We start from the raw sequence: 17,302 nt of genomic DNA, 5'->3' as shown, positions 1-17,302 counted from the left end.
CCATGAGCGCGACCCCGAAGACGCTGATCCGCGGCGCGAGGATCCTGGGCGGCGACCCGCAGGACGTCCTCATCGACGGCGAGACCATCGCCGAGATCGGCACCGGGCTGACCGCCCCCGCGGGTGCCGCCGTCGTCGAGGCCGAGAGCATGGTCCTGCTGCCGGGGCTGGTCGACCTCCACACCCATCTGCGCGAGCCCGGCCGCGAGGACTCCGAGACCGTCCTCACCGGCACCAAGGCGGCGGCCGTCGGCGGCTACACCGCCGTGCACGCGATGGCGAACACCTTCCCGGTGGCCGACACCGCCGGCGTCGTCGAGCAGGTCTGGCGGCTCGGCCGCGAGCACGGCTACTGCGACGTCCAGCCCGTCGGTGCCGTCACCGTGGGCCTGGAGGGGAAGAAGCTCGCCGAGCTCGGCGCGATGGCCGACTCCGTGGCCGGTGTCCGGGTGTTCTCCGACGACGGCAAGTGCGTGGACGACGCGGTCATGATGCGCCGCGCCCTGGAGTACGTGAAGGCCTTCGACGGCGTCGTCGCCCAGCACGCGCAGGAGCCGCGGCTGACCGAGGGCGCCCAGATGAACGAGGGCGTCGTCTCCGGCGAGCTGGGGCTGACCGGCTGGCCGGCCGTCGCCGAGGAGTCGATCATCGCCCGCGACGTGCTGCTCGCCGCCCACGTCGGTTCCCGCGTGCACATCTGCCACCTGTCCACGGCCGGCTCGGTGGAGATCGTCCGCTGGGCCAAGTCCAAGGGCTGGGACGTCACCGCCGAGGTCACCCCGCACCACCTGCTGCTCACCGACGAGCTGGTGCGCACCTACAACCCCGTCTACAAGGTCAACCCGCCGCTGCGCACCGAGGCCGACGTCATGGCCCTGCGCGAGGCGCTGGCCGACGGCACCATCGACTGCGTGGCCACCGACCACGCCCCCCACCCGCACGAGGACAAGGACTGCGAGTGGGGCGCGGCGGCCATGGGCATGATCGGCCTGGAGACCGCGCTGTCGGTCGTCCAGCACGCCATGGTCGACACCGGGCTGCTCGACTGGGCCGGCGTCGCCGACCGCATGTCCTTCCGCCCGGCAGCCATCGGGCGGCTGTCCGGCCACGGACGACCCGTCTCGGCAGGCGAGCCCGCCAACCTCACGCTGGTCGTTCCGGCATACCGTGGTGTGGTGAATCCCGCGGGCTTCGCCTCCCGCAGCCGGAACACGCCCTACGAGGGGCTGGAGCTGCCGGGCCAGGTGTTCGCCACTTTCCTGCGGGGCAAGGCGACGGTCATGGACGGGAAGCTCTCGTGACACCTCTGGTACTCATCGCGGCGGAGGGCAAGCACTCCGCCCAGGTCACCGACTGGTCCTCCCGTATCGGCTGGGTCGTCGGCCTGCTGCTGTTCATCGCGCTCGTCTACTGGCTGATGCGCCAGGGCTGGAAGTGGCGCGGCACGCTCCAGGGCGACGTCCCCGCCCTCCCCACCGCCCCCGAGGAGCAGGGCGAGCCGCGGCCGGTCCTGCTGACCATGGACGGCCGCTACCACGGCAGCACCACCGCGGGGCAGTGGCTGGACCGCATCGTCGCCCATGGGCTGGGCGTGCGCAGCCGCGCCGAGCTCACCCTGACCGACCGCGGCGTCGACGTCGTCCGCACCGGTGCGCCGGACTTCTTCATCCCGGCCGGTGCACTGCGCGGTGCCCGCCTCGACAAGGGCATCGCGGGCAAGGTCCTCACCGAGGGCGGCCTGCTGGTGATCACCTGGGCGCACGGCGACCGGGAGATCGACTCCGGCTTCCGCTCCGACCGCTCCGCCGAGCACATCGCGTGGGTCGAGGCACTGAACACCCTTACGCACGACCAGGAAGGCGCACGATGACGACCTCCGCCCAGCGGCCCGCCAGGGTCCCTGCCGTACTCGTCCTGGAGGACGGCCGCACCTTCCGCGGCCGTGCCTACGGGGCCGTGGGGGAGACCTTCGGCGAGGCCGTCTTCTCCACCGGCATGACCGGCTACCAGGAGACGCTGACCGACCCCTCGTACCACCGCCAGGTGGTCGTGATGACCGCCCCGCACGTGGGCAACACCGGGGTCAACGACGAGGACCCGGAGTCCTCCCGTATCTGGGTGGCCGGATATGTCGTCCGCGACCCCGCCCGGGTGTCCTCCAACTGGCGCTCGCGGCGCACCCTGGACGAGGAACTGACCCGCCAGGGAGTCGTCGGCATCAGCGGCATCGACACCCGCGCCCTCACCCGCCACCTGCGCGAGCGCGGCGCCATGCGCGTCGGCATCTTCTCCGGCGACAAGGCGCACGCCGACGAGGCCGCACTCCTGGCCGAGGTGCAGGCCGCCCCGCAGATGACGGGCGCCGACCTGTCCGCGGAGGTCGCCACCAAGGAGCCGTACGTCGTCCCGGCCGTCGGTGAGAAGAAGTTCACCGTCGTCGCCCTGGACCTCGGCATCAAGGGCATGACGCCGCAGCGCATGGCCGAGCGCGGCATCGAGGTGCACGTCCTGCCCGCGGGCGCCTCCCTGGAGGAGATCTACGCGGCCGGTCCCGACGGTGTCTTCCTCTCCAACGGCCCCGGTGACCCGGCCACCGCCGACCTGACCGTCATCCAGGGCGTCCTGGAGCGGAGGACCCCGCTGTTCGGCATCTGCTTCGGCAACCAACTGCTCGGCCGGGCCGTCGGGTTCGGCACGTACAAGCTCAAGTACGGCCACCGCGGCATCAACCAGCCGGTGCAGGACCGTTCCACCGGCAAGGTCGAGGTCACCGCGCACAACCACGGATTCGCCGTGGACGCGCCGCTCGACCAGGTCACCGACACCCCGTACGGGCGGGTCGAGGTCTCCCACGTCTGCCTCAACGACAACGTGGTCGAGGGCCTGCGGTTGCTCGACACCCCCGCCTTCAGCGTCCAGTACCACCCCGAGGCCGCCGCAGGTCCGCACGACGCCGCGTACCTGTTCGACCGCTTCGTGAAGCTCATGGAGGGCCAGCGTGCCTAAGCGCACCGATATCCAGTCCGTCCTGGTCATCGGCTCCGGCCCGATCGTCATCGGCCAGGCAGCCGAGTTCGACTACTCCGGCACCCAGGCGTGCCGCGTCCTGCGCGCCGAGGGCCTGCGGGTGATCCTGGTCAACTCCAACCCGGCCACGATCATGACCGACCCGGAGATCGCCGACGCCACCTATGTGGAGCCGATCACCCCGGAGTTCGTCGAGAAGATCATCGCCAAGGAGCGCCCGGACGCGCTGCTGCCCACCCTGGGCGGCCAGACCGCGCTCAACACCGCGATCTCGCTCCACACGGCGGGCGTCCTCGACAAGTACGGCGTCGAGCTGATCGGCGCCAATGTCGAGGCCATCAACAAGGGCGAGGACCGCGACCTGTTCAAGGACGTCGTCCGGGCCGTCAACGCCAAGATCGGCCACGGCGAGTCCGCCCGCTCGGTCATCTGCCACACCATGGACGAGGTGATCGCCGGCGTCGGCACCCTCGGCGGCTACCCGGTCGTCGTCCGCCCCTCCTTCACCATGGGCGGCGCCGGCTCCGGCTTCGCCCACGACGAGGAGGAGCTGCGCCGCATCGCCGGCCAGGGACTGACGCTCTCCCCGACGACCGAGGTGCTCCTGGAGGAGTCCATCCTCGGCTGGAAGGAGTACGAGCTGGAGCTGATGCGCGACAAGAACGACAACGTCGTGGTCGTCTGCTCCATCGAGAACTTCGACCCCATGGGCGTGCACACCGGCGACTCCATCACGGTCGCGCCCGCGATGACGCTGACCGACCGCGAGTACCAGACCCTGCGCGACATCGGCATCGCCGTGATCCGCGAGGTCGGCGTGGACACCGGCGGCTGCAACATCCAGTTCGCGGTCGATCCCGAGGACGGCCGGGTCATCGTCATCGAGATGAACCCCCGCGTCTCCCGCTCCTCCGCGCTCGCCTCCAAGGCGACCGGTTTCCCGATCGCCAAGATCGCCGCCAAGCTGGCCGTCGGCTACACCCTCGACGAGATCCCCAACGACATCACCGAGCAGACGCCGGCGTCCTTCGAGCCGACGCTCGACTACGTCGTCGTCAAGGTGCCGCGCTTCGCCTTCGAGAAGTTCCCGGCCGCCGACTCCACCCTCACCACCACCATGAAGTCGGTCGGCGAGGCGATGGCGATCGGCCGCAACTTCCCCGAGGCGCTGCAGAAGGCGCTGCGCTCGCTGGAGAAGACGGGCAGCCAGTTCGCCTTCACCGGCGAACCGGGCGACAAGGGCGAGCTGCTGCTCACCGCTGGGCGTCCCACCGACGGCCGGATCAACACCGTCATGCAGGCGATCCGGGCCGGCGCCACGCCGGAGGAGGTCTTCGACGCGACGAGGATCGACCCCTGGTTCGTCGACCAGCTCTTCCTGATCAAGGAGATCGCCGACGAGCTGGCCGCCGCGGGCAAGCTCGACCCCGAGCTGCTGGCCGAGGCCAAGCGCTACGGCTTCTCCGACGCCCAGATCGCCGCGGTCCGCGGACTGCGCGAGGACGTCGTCCGCGAGGTCCGGCACGCGCTCGGCGTCCGCCCGGTCTACAAGACGGTCGACACCTGCGCCGCCGAGTTCGCCGCCCGCACCCCGTACTTCTACTCGTCCTACGACGAGGAGACCGAGGTCGCGCCGCGCGAGAAGCCCGCCGTGATCATCCTCGGCTCCGGACCGAACCGCATCGGCCAGGGCATCGAGTTCGACTACTCCTGTGTGCACGCCTCCTTCGCGCTGCACGACGCGGGCTACGAGACCGTCATGGTCAACTGCAATCCCGAGACCGTCTCCACCGACTACGACACCTCCGACCGGCTCTACTTCGAGCCGCTCACGCTGGAGGACGTCCTGGAGATCGTCCACGCCGAGCAGCAGGCGGGCCCCGTGGCGGGCGTCGTCGTCCAGCTCGGCGGCCAGACCCCGCTCGGCCTCGCGCAGGCCCTGAAGGACAACGGCGTGCCCGTCGTCGGCACCTCGCCCGAGGCCATCCACCTCGCCGAGGACCGGGGCGCCTTCGGCCGCGTCCTGGCGAAGGCCGGCCTGCCCGCCCCCAAACACGGCACGGCCACCACCTTCGAGGAGGCCAAGGCCATCGCCGACGAGATCGGCTACCCGGTCCTGGTGCGCCCCTCGTACGTGCTCGGCGGCCGCGGCATGGAGATCGTCTACGACGAGACCCGCCTCGCCTCCTACATCGCCGAGTCCACCGAGATCGGCCCGGACCGCCCCGTCCTGGTCGACCGCTTCCTCGACGACGCCATCGAGATCGACGTCGACGCGCTCTACGACGGCCACGAGCTCTACCTCGGCGGCGTCATGGAGCACATCGAGGAGGCCGGCATCCACTCCGGCGACTCCGCCTGCGCCCTGCCCCCGATCACGCTGGGCGGCCACGACATCAAGCGGCTGCGCGCCTCCACCGAGGCCATCGCCAAGGGCGTCGGCGTCCAGGGCCTGATCAACATCCAGTTCGCCCTGGCCGGGGACATCCTGTACGTGCTGGAGGCCAACCCGCGCGCCTCGCGCACCGTGCCCTTCACCTCCAAGGCGACCGCGGTGCCGCTGGCCAAGGCCGCCGCCCGCATCTCGCTCGGCGCCACCGTCGCCGAACTGCGCGCGGAGGGCCTGCTGCCGGCCCACGGCGACGGCGGCACCCTGCCGCTCGACGCGCCGATCTCCGTCAAGGAGGCCGTGCTGCCATGGAGCCGCTTCCGTGACGTGCACGGCCGTGGTGTGGACACCGTCCTCGGCCCGGAGATGCGCTCCACCGGTGAGGTCATGGGCATCGACTCGGTCTTCGGCACGGCGTACGCCAAGTCGCAGGCCGGTGCCTACGGCGCGCTGCCGACCAAGGGCCGCGCCTTCGTCTCGGTGGCCAACCGCGACAAGCGCGCGCTGATCTTCCCGGCCCGGGCCCTGGTGGAGCACGGCTTCGAGCTGCTGGCCACCTCCGGTACCGCCGAGGTGCTCAAGCGCAACGGCATCGAGGCCACCGTCGTGCGCAAGAAGAGCGAGGGCACCGGCCCGAACGGCGAGCCGACCGTGGTCGACCTCATCCACGACGGCGCGATCGACCTCATCGTCAACACCCCGTTCGGCACCGGCGGCCGCCTCGACGGGTACGACATCCGTACCGCCGCCGTGGCCCGCGGCGTCCCGTGCCTGACCACCGTGCAGGCGCTCGCCGCCGCGGTGCAGGGGCTGGACGCCCTGGCCCGCGGCGACGTCGGGGTCCGTTCCCTTCAGGAGCACGCGGAACGCCTCATCGCCGCCCGCGAGGCGTAGGGGGCACGAGAGGGGGACACCGGCGCGGTGTCCCCCTCGTCACGAGCCCGCCCGCCCTTCGTCCGCCGTGGAGGCACCATGTACGCGCTCCTGTTCCGCCTGATCTTCAAACGCCTCGACCCCGAGCAGGCCCACCACCTCGCCTTCGGCTGGATCCGCCGCGCCGCCCGCGTCCCCGTGCTGCGCACCTTCGTCGCCGCGCTCCTCGCGCCCCGGTACCGGGAGCTGCGCACCGAGGCCCTCGGCCGCCGGATGCACGGTCCCTTCGGGCTGGCCGCCGGCTTCGACAAGAACGCGGTCGGCATCGACGGGCTGACCATGCTCGGCTTCGACCACGTCGAGATCGGCACCGTCACCGCCCAGCCGCAGCCCGGCAACCCGCGGCAGCGGTTGTTCCGGCTGATCGAGGACCGGGCGCTGATCAACCGCATGGGCTTCAACAACGAGGGCTCCGCGGCGGTGGCCGAGCGCCTGGCGGCCCGCACGGCGGTCTTCCCGACGACCGTCGGCGTCAACATCGGCAAGACCAAGGTCGTCCCCGAGGACGAGGCGGTCGCGGACTACGTGACCTCCACCGAGCGACTGGCCCGCCACGCCGACTACCTCGTCGTCAACGTCTCGTCGCCCAACACCCCCGGACTGCGGAACCTTCAGGCCGTCGACCACCTGCGGCCGCTGCTCACCGCCGTGCGGGAGGCCGCCGACCGCGCCGTGCCCGGCCGACGGGTGCCGCTGCTCGTGAAGATCGCGCCCGACCTCGCCGACGAGGACGTGGACGCCGTCGCCGACCTCGCCCTCGAGCTCGGCCTGGACGGCATCATCGCCACCAACACCACCATCGCCCGTGACGGCCTCGGCCTGCGCTCCGACCCCGCACTGGTCAAGGAGACCGGCGGGCTGTCCGGCGCCCCGCTGAAGGCGCGCTCCCTTGAAGTGCTGCGCCGCCTGTACGCCCGGGTCGGCGACCGGATCACGCTGGTGGGGGTCGGCGGCGTCGAGACCGCCGACGACGTCTGGCAGCGCATCCTCGCCGGGGCGACCCTGGTGCAGGGCTACAGCGCCTTCGTCTACCAGGGCCCCTTCTGGTGCCGCACGGTCCACCGCGGCCTGGCGACCCGCCTGAAGGACAGCCCGTACGCCACACTCGCCGACGCCGTCGGCGCCGACACCCGGAAGGCAGCCGCCCCGTGATGAGCCCCGAGCCCTTCGGCGCACGCCTGCGCCGCGCCATGGACACCCGCGGCCCGCTGTGCGTCGGGATCGACCCGCACTCCTCCCTGCTCACCGGCTGGGGTCTGGACGACGACATCGCGGGCCTGGAGCGCTTCACCCGCACCGTCGTGGAGGCCCTCGCCGACCGCGTGGCGGTACTGAAGCCGCAGAGCGCCTTCTTCGAGCGCTTCGGCTCGCGCGGCATCGCCGTCCTGGAGCGGGCGGTCGCCGACGCCCGCGCCGCGGGCGCCCTGGTGGTGATGGACGCCAAGCGCGGCGACATCGGCTCCACCATGGGCGCGTACGCCGCCACCTACCTCGACCCGGCGTCCCCGCTCTTCTCCGACGCCGTCACCGTCAGCCCCTACCTCGGCTTCGGCTCCCTGCGCCCGGCCCTGGACGCGGCGCGCGCGAGCGGCAGCGGCGTCTTCGTGCTGGCGCTGACCTCCAATCCGGAGGGCGCGGAGGTCCAGCGGTCAACCGCGCCGGACGGCAGGTCGCTCGCACAGGTGATGCTGGACCACATCGCCGCCGAGAACGCGGGTGCCGCGCCCCTCGGCTCGGTCGGCGCGGTCGTCGGGGCCACCTTGGAGCGGGCCGGCGTGGATCTGGCTGTGAACGGCCCCCTCCTCGCCCCCGGAATCGGCGCCCAGGGGGCCACGGCCAAGGACCTCCCAAGGGTGTTCGGGGACGCGGTACGCAACGTCGTACCCAGCGTGAGCCGGGGCGTTCTGCGGCACGGGCCGTCGGTCTCCGCACTGCGTGAAGCGGCCCGGCAGGAGGCCGTTCAGCTCGCCGAAGCCGTCAAGTAGGAGTCAAGACGTCCGGAAACCTGCTCAGATTTGTCCGGAAAGTCCTGGTCGATTGACGCTGACCAGGACTTTTCTTCTTGTTTGCGCTGACTGTGAGCGTTCGGGCCGCTAGTCTCCGACGAGAGCGCGCAAGGTGCGCGTTTCACGTTGCCCCTGCAGGTGGGGGGCAGCTAGGTTCCACACCGATCCGTATCCGACAGTTCTACTTCCGAGGTGACGTAGGCGTGGCTCTTCCGCCCCTTACCCCTGAACAGCGCGCTGCCGCGCTCGAGAAGGCCGCCGCGGCTCGCCGGGAGCGCGCCGAGGTCAAGAATCGGCTCAAGCACTCCGGCGCCTCGCTGCACGAGGTCATCAAGCAGGGCCAGGAGAACGACGTCATCGGCAAGATGAAGGTCTCCGCCCTCCTGGAGTCCCTGCCGGGCGTGGGCAAGGTCCGCGCCAAGCAGATCATGGAGCGGCTCGGCATCTCCGAGAGCCGCCGGGTCCGTGGGCTCGGCTCCAACCAGATCGCATCCCTGGAGCGCGAGTTCGGCAGTCCTGCTGTCTGACGTTCCCAGCACCCTCCGGGAACCGGGATAATCGCTCCATGAGTGAACGTCCGCGGCTGACCGTGCTCTCCGGCCCCTCGGGGGTCGGCAAGAGCACGGTCGTCGCTCATATGCGCACAGTCCACCCCGAGGTCTGGCTCTCGGTCTCGGCCACCACCCGCAGGCCGCGGCCCGGGGAGGAGCACGGGGTGCACTACTTCTTCGTCGACAGTGACGAGTTCGACAAGCTCGTCGCCAACGGCGAACTGCTGGAGTGGGCCGAATTCGCCGGCAACCGGTACGGCACCCCGCGTCAGGCCGTCCTGGAGCGGCTGGACGCCGGCGAGCCGGTCCTGCTGGAGATCGACCTGCAGGGCGCGCGCCAGGTCCGGGAGTCGATGTCCGACGCCCAGCTGATCTTCCTCGCGCCGCCGAGCTGGGACGAACTGGTCCGCCGGCTCACCGGCCGCGGCACCGAGCCGCCGGAGGTCATCGAGCGCCGTCTCGAGGCCGCCCGGGTCGAGCTGGCGGCCGAGACGGAGTTCGACACCACCCTGGTCAACACGTCCGTCGAGGACGTGGCGCGCGAGCTGCTAGCCTTGATGACAGTAGACTGATCTTTTGTGGCCTTTTCCGGACACGACCCGGGAGCCGAGCACACCACGGCCCGCGGACCCGCCCGGAGCACAGTTGGTCGTCGATGTTGATCCAGGTTCATCCAGTCCATCCAATCGGAAGGTAGAGCGTGTCCTCTTCCATCACCACGCCCGAGGGCATCATCAACCCGCCGATCGACGAGCTGCTCGAGGCCACTGACTCGAAGTACAGCCTCGTGATCTACGCGGCCAAGCGCGCGCGTCAGATCAACGCGTACTACTCGCAGCTGGGCGAAGGCCTGCTGGAGTACGTCGGCCCCCTCGTGGACACCCACGTGCACGAGAAGCCGCTGTCGATCGCACTGCGCGAGATCAACGCGGGTCTGCTGACCTCCGAGGCCATCGAGGGCCCGGCCCAGTAGCACGACCCACGCATGCATCAGGGGGCCCGGCGGCCGAGCTGCCGGGCCCGTGGTGTGTCATGGGCAGGTACGCACACGGTCCACACAGCGCGGGAGAGACGATGGGCAAGCCACAGGTCGTCCTGGGTGTGAGCGGCGGGATCGCCGCCTACAAGGCGTGTGAGGTGCTGCGCCGGTTCACCGAGTCCGGCCACGAGGTACGGGTCGTGCCCACCGCCTCCGCGCTGCACTTCGTCGGCGAGGCCACCTGGTCCGCGCTGTCCGGCAACCCCGTCTCGACGGAGGTCTGGGAGTCCGTCCACGAGGTGCCGCACGTGCGCATCGGGCAGGGCGCCGACCTGGTCGTGGTCGCCCCCGCCACCGCCGACGTACTGGCCAAGGCCGCCCACGGTCTCGCCGACGACCTGCTGACGAACACGCTGCTGACCGCGCGCTGCCCGGTGGTGTTCGTGCCCGCCATGCACACCGAGATGTGGGAGCACGCGGCCACCCAGGAGAACGTGGCCACGCTCCGCCGCCGCGGCGCGATCGTGATCGAGCCCGCGGTCGGCCGGCTCACCGGCGTCGACACCGGCAAGGGCCGGCTGCCCGACCCGGCCGAGATCTTCGAGGTCTGCCGCCGGGTGCTGCTGCGCGGCCCCCGGGCGACGGAGGCCGACCTGGCCGGACGTCACGTCGTGGTCAGCGCCGGTGGCACCCGTGAGCCGCTGGACCCCGTCCGCTACCTGGGCAACCGCTCCTCCGGCAAGCAGGGCTACGCCCTGGCCCGCACGGCCGTCGCGCGGGGGGCCCGGGTCACCCTGGTCGCCGCGAACACCGCGCTCGCCGACCCGGCCGGCGTCGACGTGGTCCGGGTGGGCACCGCCGTGCAGCTGCGCGAGGCGGTCCTGAAGGCCGCCGCCGATGCCGACGCGGTGGTGATGGCCGCGGCCGTCGCCGACTTCCGTCCGGCGCACTACGCCGAGGGCAAGATCAAGAAGAAGGACGGCGAGGAGCCCGCGCCCGTCGAGCTGGTGCGCAACCCCGACGTCCTCGCCGAGCTCTCCGCCGAACGGCCCAACGCCGCACAGGTCGTCGTGGGCTTCGCCGCCGAGACCGACGACGTGCTGGCCAACGGCCGCGCCAAGCTCGCCCGCAAGGGGTGCGACCTGCTGGTCGTCAACGAGGTCGGCGACCACAAGGCGTTCGGGACCGAGGAGAACGAGGCCGTGATCATCGGCGCCGACGGCAGTGAGACCCCGGTGCCGCACGGCCCCAAGGAGGCTCTGGCCGAGCAGGTCTGGGATCTGGTCGTCCGGCGTCTTGCCTGACCGGCGTGCCCGTCGGGGCACGACACTGCGTGTCGCGCGAGCGCGCTACTGGCGTTCGCGCCCGGGGTGATGGACAGTGATGCAGGTCACGGCGTTCCCAACGTTCGAGATGCCGTGTCCATCTGCGCGTCACCAACGATAAACTGACCCCTGGCCTGCCGGGCGCAGCCCCGCGCGAGCCACCAACGATCAGCCAGCAGCCGCTGCAACCCCAGGGAGCGATGTGTCCCGCCGCCTGTTCACTTCGGAGTCCGTGACCGAGGGTCACCCCGACAAGATCGCTGACCAGATCAGCGACACGATCCTCGACGCACTGCTCAAGGAGGACCCCACCTCCCGCGTCGCCGTCGAGACGTTGATCACCACCGGCCTGGTGCACGTCGCCGGAGAGGTCACCACCAAGGGTTACGCCGACATCGCGACCCTGGTGCGCAACAAGATCCTCGACATCGGCTACGACTCCTCGAAGAAGGGCTTCGACGGCGCCTCCTGCGGCGTCTCGGTGTCCATCGGCGCGCAGTCCCCGGACATCGCGCAGGGTGTCGACACGGCGTACGAGAGCCGGGTCGAGGGCGATGAGGACGAGCTGGACAAGCAGGGCGCGGGCGACCAGGGCCTGATGTTCGGCTACGCGTGCGACGAGACCCCCGAGCTGATGCCGCTCCCGATCACGCTCGCGCACCGGCTCTCCCGGCGGCTGACCGAGGTCCGCAAGAACGGGACCATCCCGTACCTGCGTCCCGACGGCAAGACCCAGGTCACCATCGAGTACAACGGCGACAAGGCCGTGCGCCTGGACACCGTCGTCGTCTCCTCGCAGCACGCGAGCGACATCGACCTGGACTCGCTGCTCGCGCCCGACATCCGCGAGTTCGTCGTGGAGCCGGAGCTCAAGGCGCTCCTGGACGACGGCATCAAGATCGACACCGAGGGCTACCGCCTGCTGGTCAACCCGACCGGGCGCTTCGAGATCGGCGGCCCGATGGGCGACGCCGGCCTCACCGGTCGCAAGATCATCATCGACACCTACGGCGGCATGGCCCGCCACGGCGGTGGCGCCTTCTCCGGCAAGGACCCGTCCAAGGTCGACCGTTCGGCCGCCTACGCGATGCGCTGGGTCGCCAAGAACGTCGTCGCCGCCGGGCTGGCCTCGCGCTGCGAGGTCCAGGTCGCGTACGCGATCGGCAAGGCCGAGCCGGTCGGCCTCTTCGTCGAGACCTTCGGCACCCACACCGTGGAGCCCGAGCGGATCGAGCAGGCCATCAGCCAGGTCTTCGACCTGCGCCCGGCCGCGATCATCCGCGACCTCGACCTGCTCCGCCCGATCTACGCCCAGACCGCGGCGTACGGGCACTTCGGCCGCGCCCTCCCCGACTTCACCTGGGAGCGCACCGACCGCGTCGAGGCGCTGCGCGAGACGGTCGGTCTGTAGGACCGCATCGCACAGGACATCGGGGACGGCCCTGGACCGCACGGTCCGGGGCCGTCCCCCGTTTTCGTCCTCGTCGCTCCTCCCGCCTGCCGCCCGACCGCCGCCCGGGCGGCAGGGGCGCCGCGCTGTCCGAGCCGTCTGGTAACACTGAGGCTGTGAGCAGCGAGGACCACGACGAGACACCCCCGGCGGACGGGCCGCAGGGGGGAGAGCAGCTCGCGCTCATCCGGGAGACGGTGCGCAAGGCCAAGGAGCCCCGGGCCAAGCCGCGTACCTGGCGGGGGGCCGCGCTCGCCGACGGGCTGCCGGTCGCCCGGGTCCTGGTCGACAAGGGGCTGCTCCACCTCGACCAGTACTTCGACTACGCCGTGCCCGCCGCGATGGACGCCGAGGCCCGGCCGGGCGTCCGGGTGCGGGTCCGCTTCGGCGCGCGCGTGGTGAAGGGCCGCCGTGAGGGCGGTGAGCTGCACGACGGCTTCATCGTGGACCGGCTGGCCGAGAGCGACTACCGGGGGCCGCTCGCGCCGCTCGCCCAGGTGCTGTCGCCGGAGGAGGTGCTGACCCCCGAGCTGCTGCGTCTGTGCCGGTCGGTCGCCGACCGCTACGCCGGAGCCCTCGCCGACGTCGTCCAGCTCGCGGTGCCGCCGCGGCGGGCGAAGGCCGAGGCCGAACCGGTCCGCGAGCCGCTGCCCGCCCCCGCCCCGGTGGACCCCGGGACGTGGCGGCGGTACGCCACCGGCCCCGCCTTCCTGCAGGCCCTCGCCCGCGGCGACACCCCGCGTGCGGTGTGGACGGCCCTGCCGGGACCGACCTGGCCCGAGGAGGTCGCCCGCGCCATGGCGGCGACACTGGCCTCCGGGCGCGGAGCGCTCGCGGTCGTCCCCGACGGCCGTGCCGCCGCCCGGATCGACAGCGCGCTGACCGCGCTGCTCGGGGACGGGCACCATGTGCTGCTCACCGCGGACGCCGGGCCCGAGGAGCGCTACCGCCGCTGGCTCGCGGTGAGCCGGGGGAGCGTCCGCGCCGTCGTGGGCACCCGGGCCGCCATGTTCGCCCCGGTGGCGGACCTCGGCCTGACCGTGCTGTGGGACGACGGCGACTCCAGCCACGCCGAACCGCACGCGCCGCAGCCGCACGCCCGCGACGTGCTGCTGCTGCGAGCCGCCGAGGAAGGGGCCGGATTCCTGCTGGGCGGCCTCACCTGCACCGTCGAGGGCGCCCAACTGGTCGACAGCCAGTGGGCGTTGCCCATCACGGCCCCTCGGGACCGGGTCCGGGCCGCCGCCCCGCTGGTGCGCACCGTCGTCGAGGGCGACGAGGCGCGGGACGCCGCGGCGCGCGCCGCCCGCCTGCCGAGCGTGGCGTGGCAGGTCACCCGCGAGGCCCTCCAGCGCGGGCCGGTGCTCGTCCAGGTGCCCCGGCGCGGCTATGTGCCCCGGCTGGCCTGCGAGCGCTGCCGGGAACCCGCGCGCTGCGCGCAGTGCGCCGGGCCGCTCCAGCTCGGCGACGGCGACAGCGCCCCGCACTGCGGCTGGTGCGGACGGCCCGAAGCGGCCTGGCACTGCAAGGAGTGCGGCGGCTTCCGGCTGCGCGCCCAGGTGGTCGGCGTCCGCCGCACCGCCGACGAACTCGGCCGTGCCTTCGCCAAGGTGCCCGTACGCACCTCGGGCCGTGACGGGGTGCTGGCCTCGGTACCGGAGACGCCCGCGCTGGTGATCTCCACGCCCGGCGCCGAGCCGGTCGCCGACGGCGGTTACGCGGCCGCGCTGCTCCTGGACGGCTGGGCCCTGCTCAACCGCCCTGACCTGCGCGCGGGGGAGGAGACCCTGCGCCGCTGGGCCCACGCCGCCGCCCTGGTGCGCCCGGCCGGCGAGGGCGGCACCGTCGTGGTCATGGCGGAGCCCACGCTCCGTCCGGTGCAGGCCCTCGTGCGCTGGGATCCGGTCGGGCATGCCGTGCGGGAGCTGTCGGAACGCGCCGAACTCGGCTTCCCGCCGGTCTCCCGGATGGCCTCGGTGAGCGGGCGCCCCGCTGCCGTGGCCGACCTGCTGGAGACCGTCCGCCTTCCGGAGGGCACCGACATCCTGGGGCCCGTGCCGTTGCCGGTCGTCGACCCCGCGCGTCCGCGCCGCAGCGGGGACACCCCACCCGGCGAGCGGTGGGATCGCGTGCTGCTGCGCGTACGTCCGGGGAACGGGGCGGCGCTCGCCGCCGCGCTCAAGGCCGCGCAGACCGCGCGCATCGCCCGCAAGGAGGCCGATCCGGTGCGGGTGCGCATCGACCCGCCCGACATCGGCTGAGGCCCGAGGTGTGAGCCCGCAGACGCGTCCGCCCCGGCGTCCGGCCTGTGGTGGCGCGGTGGGCGGCGGGGCGGGAGGGCGTCTGAGGGGTGGGTCGGGAGGGGTCAGCCGGTGCGGGGAGCGGGGACCGCGCCGGGAAGTCCCTCCTCGCGGGGCACGGCGGTGGGCATGGCCCGGGCCGCTGGGACGGTGGGCGCGGGGACCGCCGCGACGGCGGGTGCGGGGGAGGCGGGCGCGGGCTCGCCGTGTGCCTCCACCGAGGTGGCGGTGGCCGCACGACGGGTGCCGTAGCGACGGTGGACGGCCTGCTTGGTGACGCCCAGCGCGGAGCCGACGGCGTCCCAGGAGAAGCCCAGGGAGCGGTCGAACTCCACGGCCGCGGTCACCAGGGTCTCGACGCTGTCCCGCAGTTCCTGGGCGAGCCGTACGGTGGGGGCGGGCGCCCGGCCGTAGACGACGAATCCGGCGGACGGGCCGCTGCGCCGGGGACGGTAGACATTGCCCAGCTGGGTGGTGAGGGTGCGCAGCGCGTCGACCTGTCGGCGGACCCGCTCGATGTCCCGCACCAGCAGGTGAAGGCTCGCCCTGGCCTGGGCGTCGTGAGTTGCGTGTTCGGGCATCAACTGGCCTCTCGAGCCGGCTCGTGTCGGTCAATCTCCTTTGACATCAACGCGCCAGCCGCCCGGGGAGTCACGCAGCGGGGGCGCATCCCGCTCGCCAGGGGGCGCGTGAAGCCGTGCGCGCCCCCGCCTCGTCGGCCCATAGACTGGTGCGGTTGTCCACCCGTCGTCCACCACGGAGACCGCCGCGTGTCCATCCAGCCGATCCGCCTCTTCGGCGACCCCGTGCTGCGCATGAAGGCGCAGCCGGTGACCGTGTTCGACAAAGAACTGCGCACCCTCGTCAAGGACCTCGAGGAGACCATGCGCGACGCCCCGGGCGCGGGCCTGGCGGCCCCTCAGATCGGTGTGTCGCTGCGGGTGTTCACCTACCACGTCGACGGCGAGGTCGGCCACCTCGTCAACCCCGACCTGCGCCTGACCGACGAGGAACAGGACGGCCCCGAGGGCTGCCTCTCGCTGCCCGGCCTGCGTTTCGACACCAAGCGCGCGCACGGCGTCGTGGCCCGCGGATTCACCATGTACGGCGACCCCGTCACCATCGAGGGCACACAACTGCTCGCGCGCTGCATCCAGCACGAGACCGACCACCTCGACGGGATCATCTTCATCGACCGGCTCGATCCCGAGCAGCGCAAGGCCGCCATGAAGGCGATACGGGAGGCGGAGTGGGCCGGGCAGCCCGAGCCCCAGGTCCGCGTCTCGCCGCACAGCACCTTCGGCCGCGCTCTGTAGAGCCGCGTTCTGTAGAAAGGCACCGCACCCGCATGAGGCTCGTCTTCGCCGGCACCCCCGAGGTCGCCGTTCCCGCCCTCGACGCCCTGATCGCCTCCGGCCGGCACGAGGTCGTCGCCGTCGTCACGCGGCCCGACGCCGTCGCGGGCCGCGGGCGCAAGCTCGTCGCCAGCCCGGTGGCCCAGCGGGCCGAGGAGGCCGGGATCGAGGTGCTCAGGCCCGCGCGGCCCCGTGACGAGGACTTCCTGGCCCGGCTCCGCGAGATCGCGCCCGACTGCTGCCCGGTCGTCGCCTACGGCGCCCTGCTGCCCCGTGTCGCCCTCGACGTGCCCGCCCAGGGGTGGGTCAACCTGCACTTCTCCCTGCTGCCCGCCTGGCGCGGCGCGGCGCCCGTCCAGCACGCCGTGATGGCCGGCGACGACGTCACCGGCGCCTCCACCTTCCTCATCGAGGAGGGCCTGGACTCCGGTCCGGTCTACGGTGTGGTCACCGAGGACGTGCGGTCCGGGGACACCAGCGGCGACCTGCTCACCCGGCTCGCCCACAGTGGGGCGAAGCTGCTGACGGCCACCATGGACGGCATCGAGGACGGCTCGCTGGTCGCCCGCCCGCAGCCCGCGGAGGGGATCACGACGGCGCCCAAGATCACCGTCGAGGACGCCCGGATCGACTGGAAGGCCCCCGCGCTGCGTGTGGACCGCCTGGTCCGCGGCTGCACCCCCGCCCCGGGCGCCTGGACCCTCTTCGGCGGCGAGCGGCTGAAGATCGGCCCCGTGACCCTCCTGCCCGAGCACGCCGGCCTCGCGCCCGGCGAGCTGGAGGTCACCAAGCGGGCCGTGCTCGTCGGCACCGGCAGCCACGCCGTGGAGCTCGGCGAGGTGCGCCCGCAGGGCAAGAAGCCGATGGCCGCCGCCGACTGGGCGCGCGGCGTCCGCGTCCCCTCGGGGGAGCGGCTGGGCGCGTGACCGCGCGTCCCACGTACGCTCGGAACCGGGGCACGACGCCCCGCCGTACCACCGACCCTTC

At 72.4% G+C, this 17,302-nt stretch carries 15 protein-coding genes; 14 read left to right on the top strand and 1 reads right to left on the bottom strand.

The window, feature by feature from the left end:
• Nucleotides 1–2: 2 nt before the first annotated feature.
• From ACFYXS_RS36390 to ACFYXS_RS36335, 12 genes are all read left to right on the top strand, one after another.
• Nucleotides 3–1,301: a dihydroorotase gene (locus ACFYXS_RS36390; protein ID WP_389256072.1), complete on the top strand. Its 1,299-nt coding sequence runs from the start codon at nt 3–5 to the stop codon at nt 1,299–1,301.
• Nucleotides 1,298–1,870 carry a hypothetical protein gene (locus tag ACFYXS_RS36385; RefSeq protein WP_389256071.1) on the top strand — a complete coding sequence of 191 codons (573 nt, stop codon included), beginning with the start codon at nt 1,298–1,300 and terminating at the stop codon, nt 1,868–1,870. The genes ACFYXS_RS36390 and ACFYXS_RS36385 overlap by 4 nt, the downstream gene beginning before the upstream one ends.
• Nucleotides 1,867–3,006, top strand: a complete 1,140-nt coding sequence (carA, locus tag ACFYXS_RS36380) for a glutamine-hydrolyzing carbamoyl-phosphate synthase small subunit (protein ID WP_389256070.1) — start codon at nt 1,867–1,869, stop codon at nt 3,004–3,006. Before ACFYXS_RS36385 ends, carA begins: the two co-directional genes overlap by 4 nt.
• A complete protein-coding gene (carB, locus tag ACFYXS_RS36375) occupies nt 2,999–6,310 on the top strand; it encodes a carbamoyl-phosphate synthase large subunit (protein ID WP_389256069.1) in 3,312 nt (1,103 codons plus the stop codon). Before carA ends, carB begins: the two co-directional genes overlap by 8 nt.
• 78 nt (nt 6,311–6,388) lie before the next feature.
• Nucleotides 6,389–7,501, top strand: coding sequence for a quinone-dependent dihydroorotate dehydrogenase (locus ACFYXS_RS36370; RefSeq protein ID WP_389256068.1), 1,113 nt, complete (start codon nt 6,389–6,391; stop codon nt 7,499–7,501).
• Nucleotides 7,501–8,334, top strand: coding sequence for an orotidine-5'-phosphate decarboxylase (gene pyrF / locus ACFYXS_RS36365; RefSeq protein ID WP_389256067.1), 834 nt, complete (start codon nt 7,501–7,503; stop codon nt 8,332–8,334). Before ACFYXS_RS36370 ends, pyrF begins: the two co-directional genes overlap by 1 nt.
• Before the next feature lie 224 nt (nt 8,335–8,558).
• Entirely contained in the window at nt 8,559–8,882 is a 324-nt protein-coding gene (locus ACFYXS_RS36360) for an integration host factor (protein WP_089227789.1), read from the top strand.
• Between the two features lie 38 nt (nt 8,883–8,920).
• Nucleotides 8,921–9,478, top strand: coding sequence for a guanylate kinase (gmk, locus tag ACFYXS_RS36355; protein ID WP_389256066.1), 558 nt, complete (start codon nt 8,921–8,923; stop codon nt 9,476–9,478).
• Between the two features lie 128 nt (nt 9,479–9,606).
• A complete protein-coding gene (rpoZ, locus tag ACFYXS_RS36350) occupies nt 9,607–9,879 on the top strand; it encodes a DNA-directed RNA polymerase subunit omega (RefSeq protein WP_003970369.1) in 273 nt (90 codons plus the stop codon).
• Nucleotides 9,880–9,980: 101 nt separating this feature from the next.
• Nucleotides 9,981–11,189 (top strand): bifunctional phosphopantothenoylcysteine decarboxylase/phosphopantothenate--cysteine ligase CoaBC, encoded by a 1,209-nt coding sequence (gene coaBC, locus ACFYXS_RS36345; RefSeq protein WP_389256065.1) that lies wholly within the window; start codon nt 9,981–9,983, stop codon nt 11,187–11,189.
• 223 nt (nt 11,190–11,412) lie between these two features.
• Entirely contained in the window at nt 11,413–12,621 is a 1,209-nt protein-coding gene (gene metK, locus ACFYXS_RS36340) for a methionine adenosyltransferase (protein WP_389256064.1), read from the top strand.
• 155 nt (nt 12,622–12,776) lie between these two features.
• Complete coding sequence (locus tag ACFYXS_RS36335) at nt 12,777–14,921, top strand: primosomal protein N' (protein ID WP_389256063.1); 2,145 nt, start codon at nt 12,777–12,779, stop codon at nt 14,919–14,921.
• A gap of 104 nt (nt 14,922–15,025) precedes the next feature.
• Here ACFYXS_RS36335 and ACFYXS_RS36330 read toward each other — a convergent pair whose 3' ends face one another.
• The gene (locus ACFYXS_RS36330) at nt 15,026–15,541 is read right to left on the bottom strand and encodes a hypothetical protein (RefSeq protein WP_389256062.1); all 516 of its coding nucleotides are present in this window, start codon (nt 15,539–15,541) and stop codon (nt 15,026–15,028) included.
• 189 nt (nt 15,542–15,730) lie between these two features.
• On the opposite strand from ACFYXS_RS36330, the gene def reads away from it, so the two are divergent.
• A complete protein-coding gene (def, locus tag ACFYXS_RS36325) occupies nt 15,731–16,276 on the top strand; it encodes a peptide deformylase (protein ID WP_389256061.1) in 546 nt (181 codons plus the stop codon).
• 32 nt (nt 16,277–16,308) lie between these two features.
• Nucleotides 16,309–17,241: a methionyl-tRNA formyltransferase gene (gene fmt / locus ACFYXS_RS36320; protein ID WP_389256060.1), complete on the top strand. Its 933-nt coding sequence runs from the start codon at nt 16,309–16,311 to the stop codon at nt 17,239–17,241.
• The last annotated feature ends 61 nt before the right edge of the window (nt 17,242–17,302 follow it).

Origin of the sequence: Streptomyces sp. NPDC002574 (assembly GCF_042889545.1) — a bacterium.
Taxonomy (GTDB): domain Bacteria; phylum Actinomycetota; class Actinomycetes; order Streptomycetales; family Streptomycetaceae; genus Actinacidiphila.
The sequence above is the reverse complement of the archived record's forward strand: the minus strand, read 5'-3'. Positions and strand labels throughout refer to the sequence as shown.

Coding starts and splice junctions, on each gene's coding strand:
- ACFYXS_RS36390 (WP_389256072.1), top strand. CDS start 3: ATGAGCGCGACCCCGAAGACGCTGATCCGCGGCGCGAGGATCCTGGGC.
- carA (WP_389256070.1), top strand. CDS start 1,867: ATGACGACCTCCGCCCAGCGGCCCGCCAGGGTCCCTGCCGTACTCGTC.
- ACFYXS_RS36370 (WP_389256068.1), top strand. CDS start 6,389: ATGTACGCGCTCCTGTTCCGCCTGATCTTCAAACGCCTCGACCCCGAG.
- pyrF (WP_389256067.1), top strand. CDS start 7,501: ATGAGCCCCGAGCCCTTCGGCGCACGCCTGCGCCGCGCCATGGACACC.
- gmk (WP_389256066.1), top strand. CDS start 8,921: ATGAGTGAACGTCCGCGGCTGACCGTGCTCTCCGGCCCCTCGGGGGTC.
- coaBC (WP_389256065.1), top strand. CDS start 9,981: ATGGGCAAGCCACAGGTCGTCCTGGGTGTGAGCGGCGGGATCGCCGCC.
- ACFYXS_RS36330 (WP_389256062.1), bottom strand. CDS start 15,541: ATGCCCGAACACGCAACTCACGACGCCCAGGCCAGGGCGAGCCTTCAC.
- fmt (WP_389256060.1), top strand. CDS start 16,309: ATGAGGCTCGTCTTCGCCGGCACCCCCGAGGTCGCCGTTCCCGCCCTC.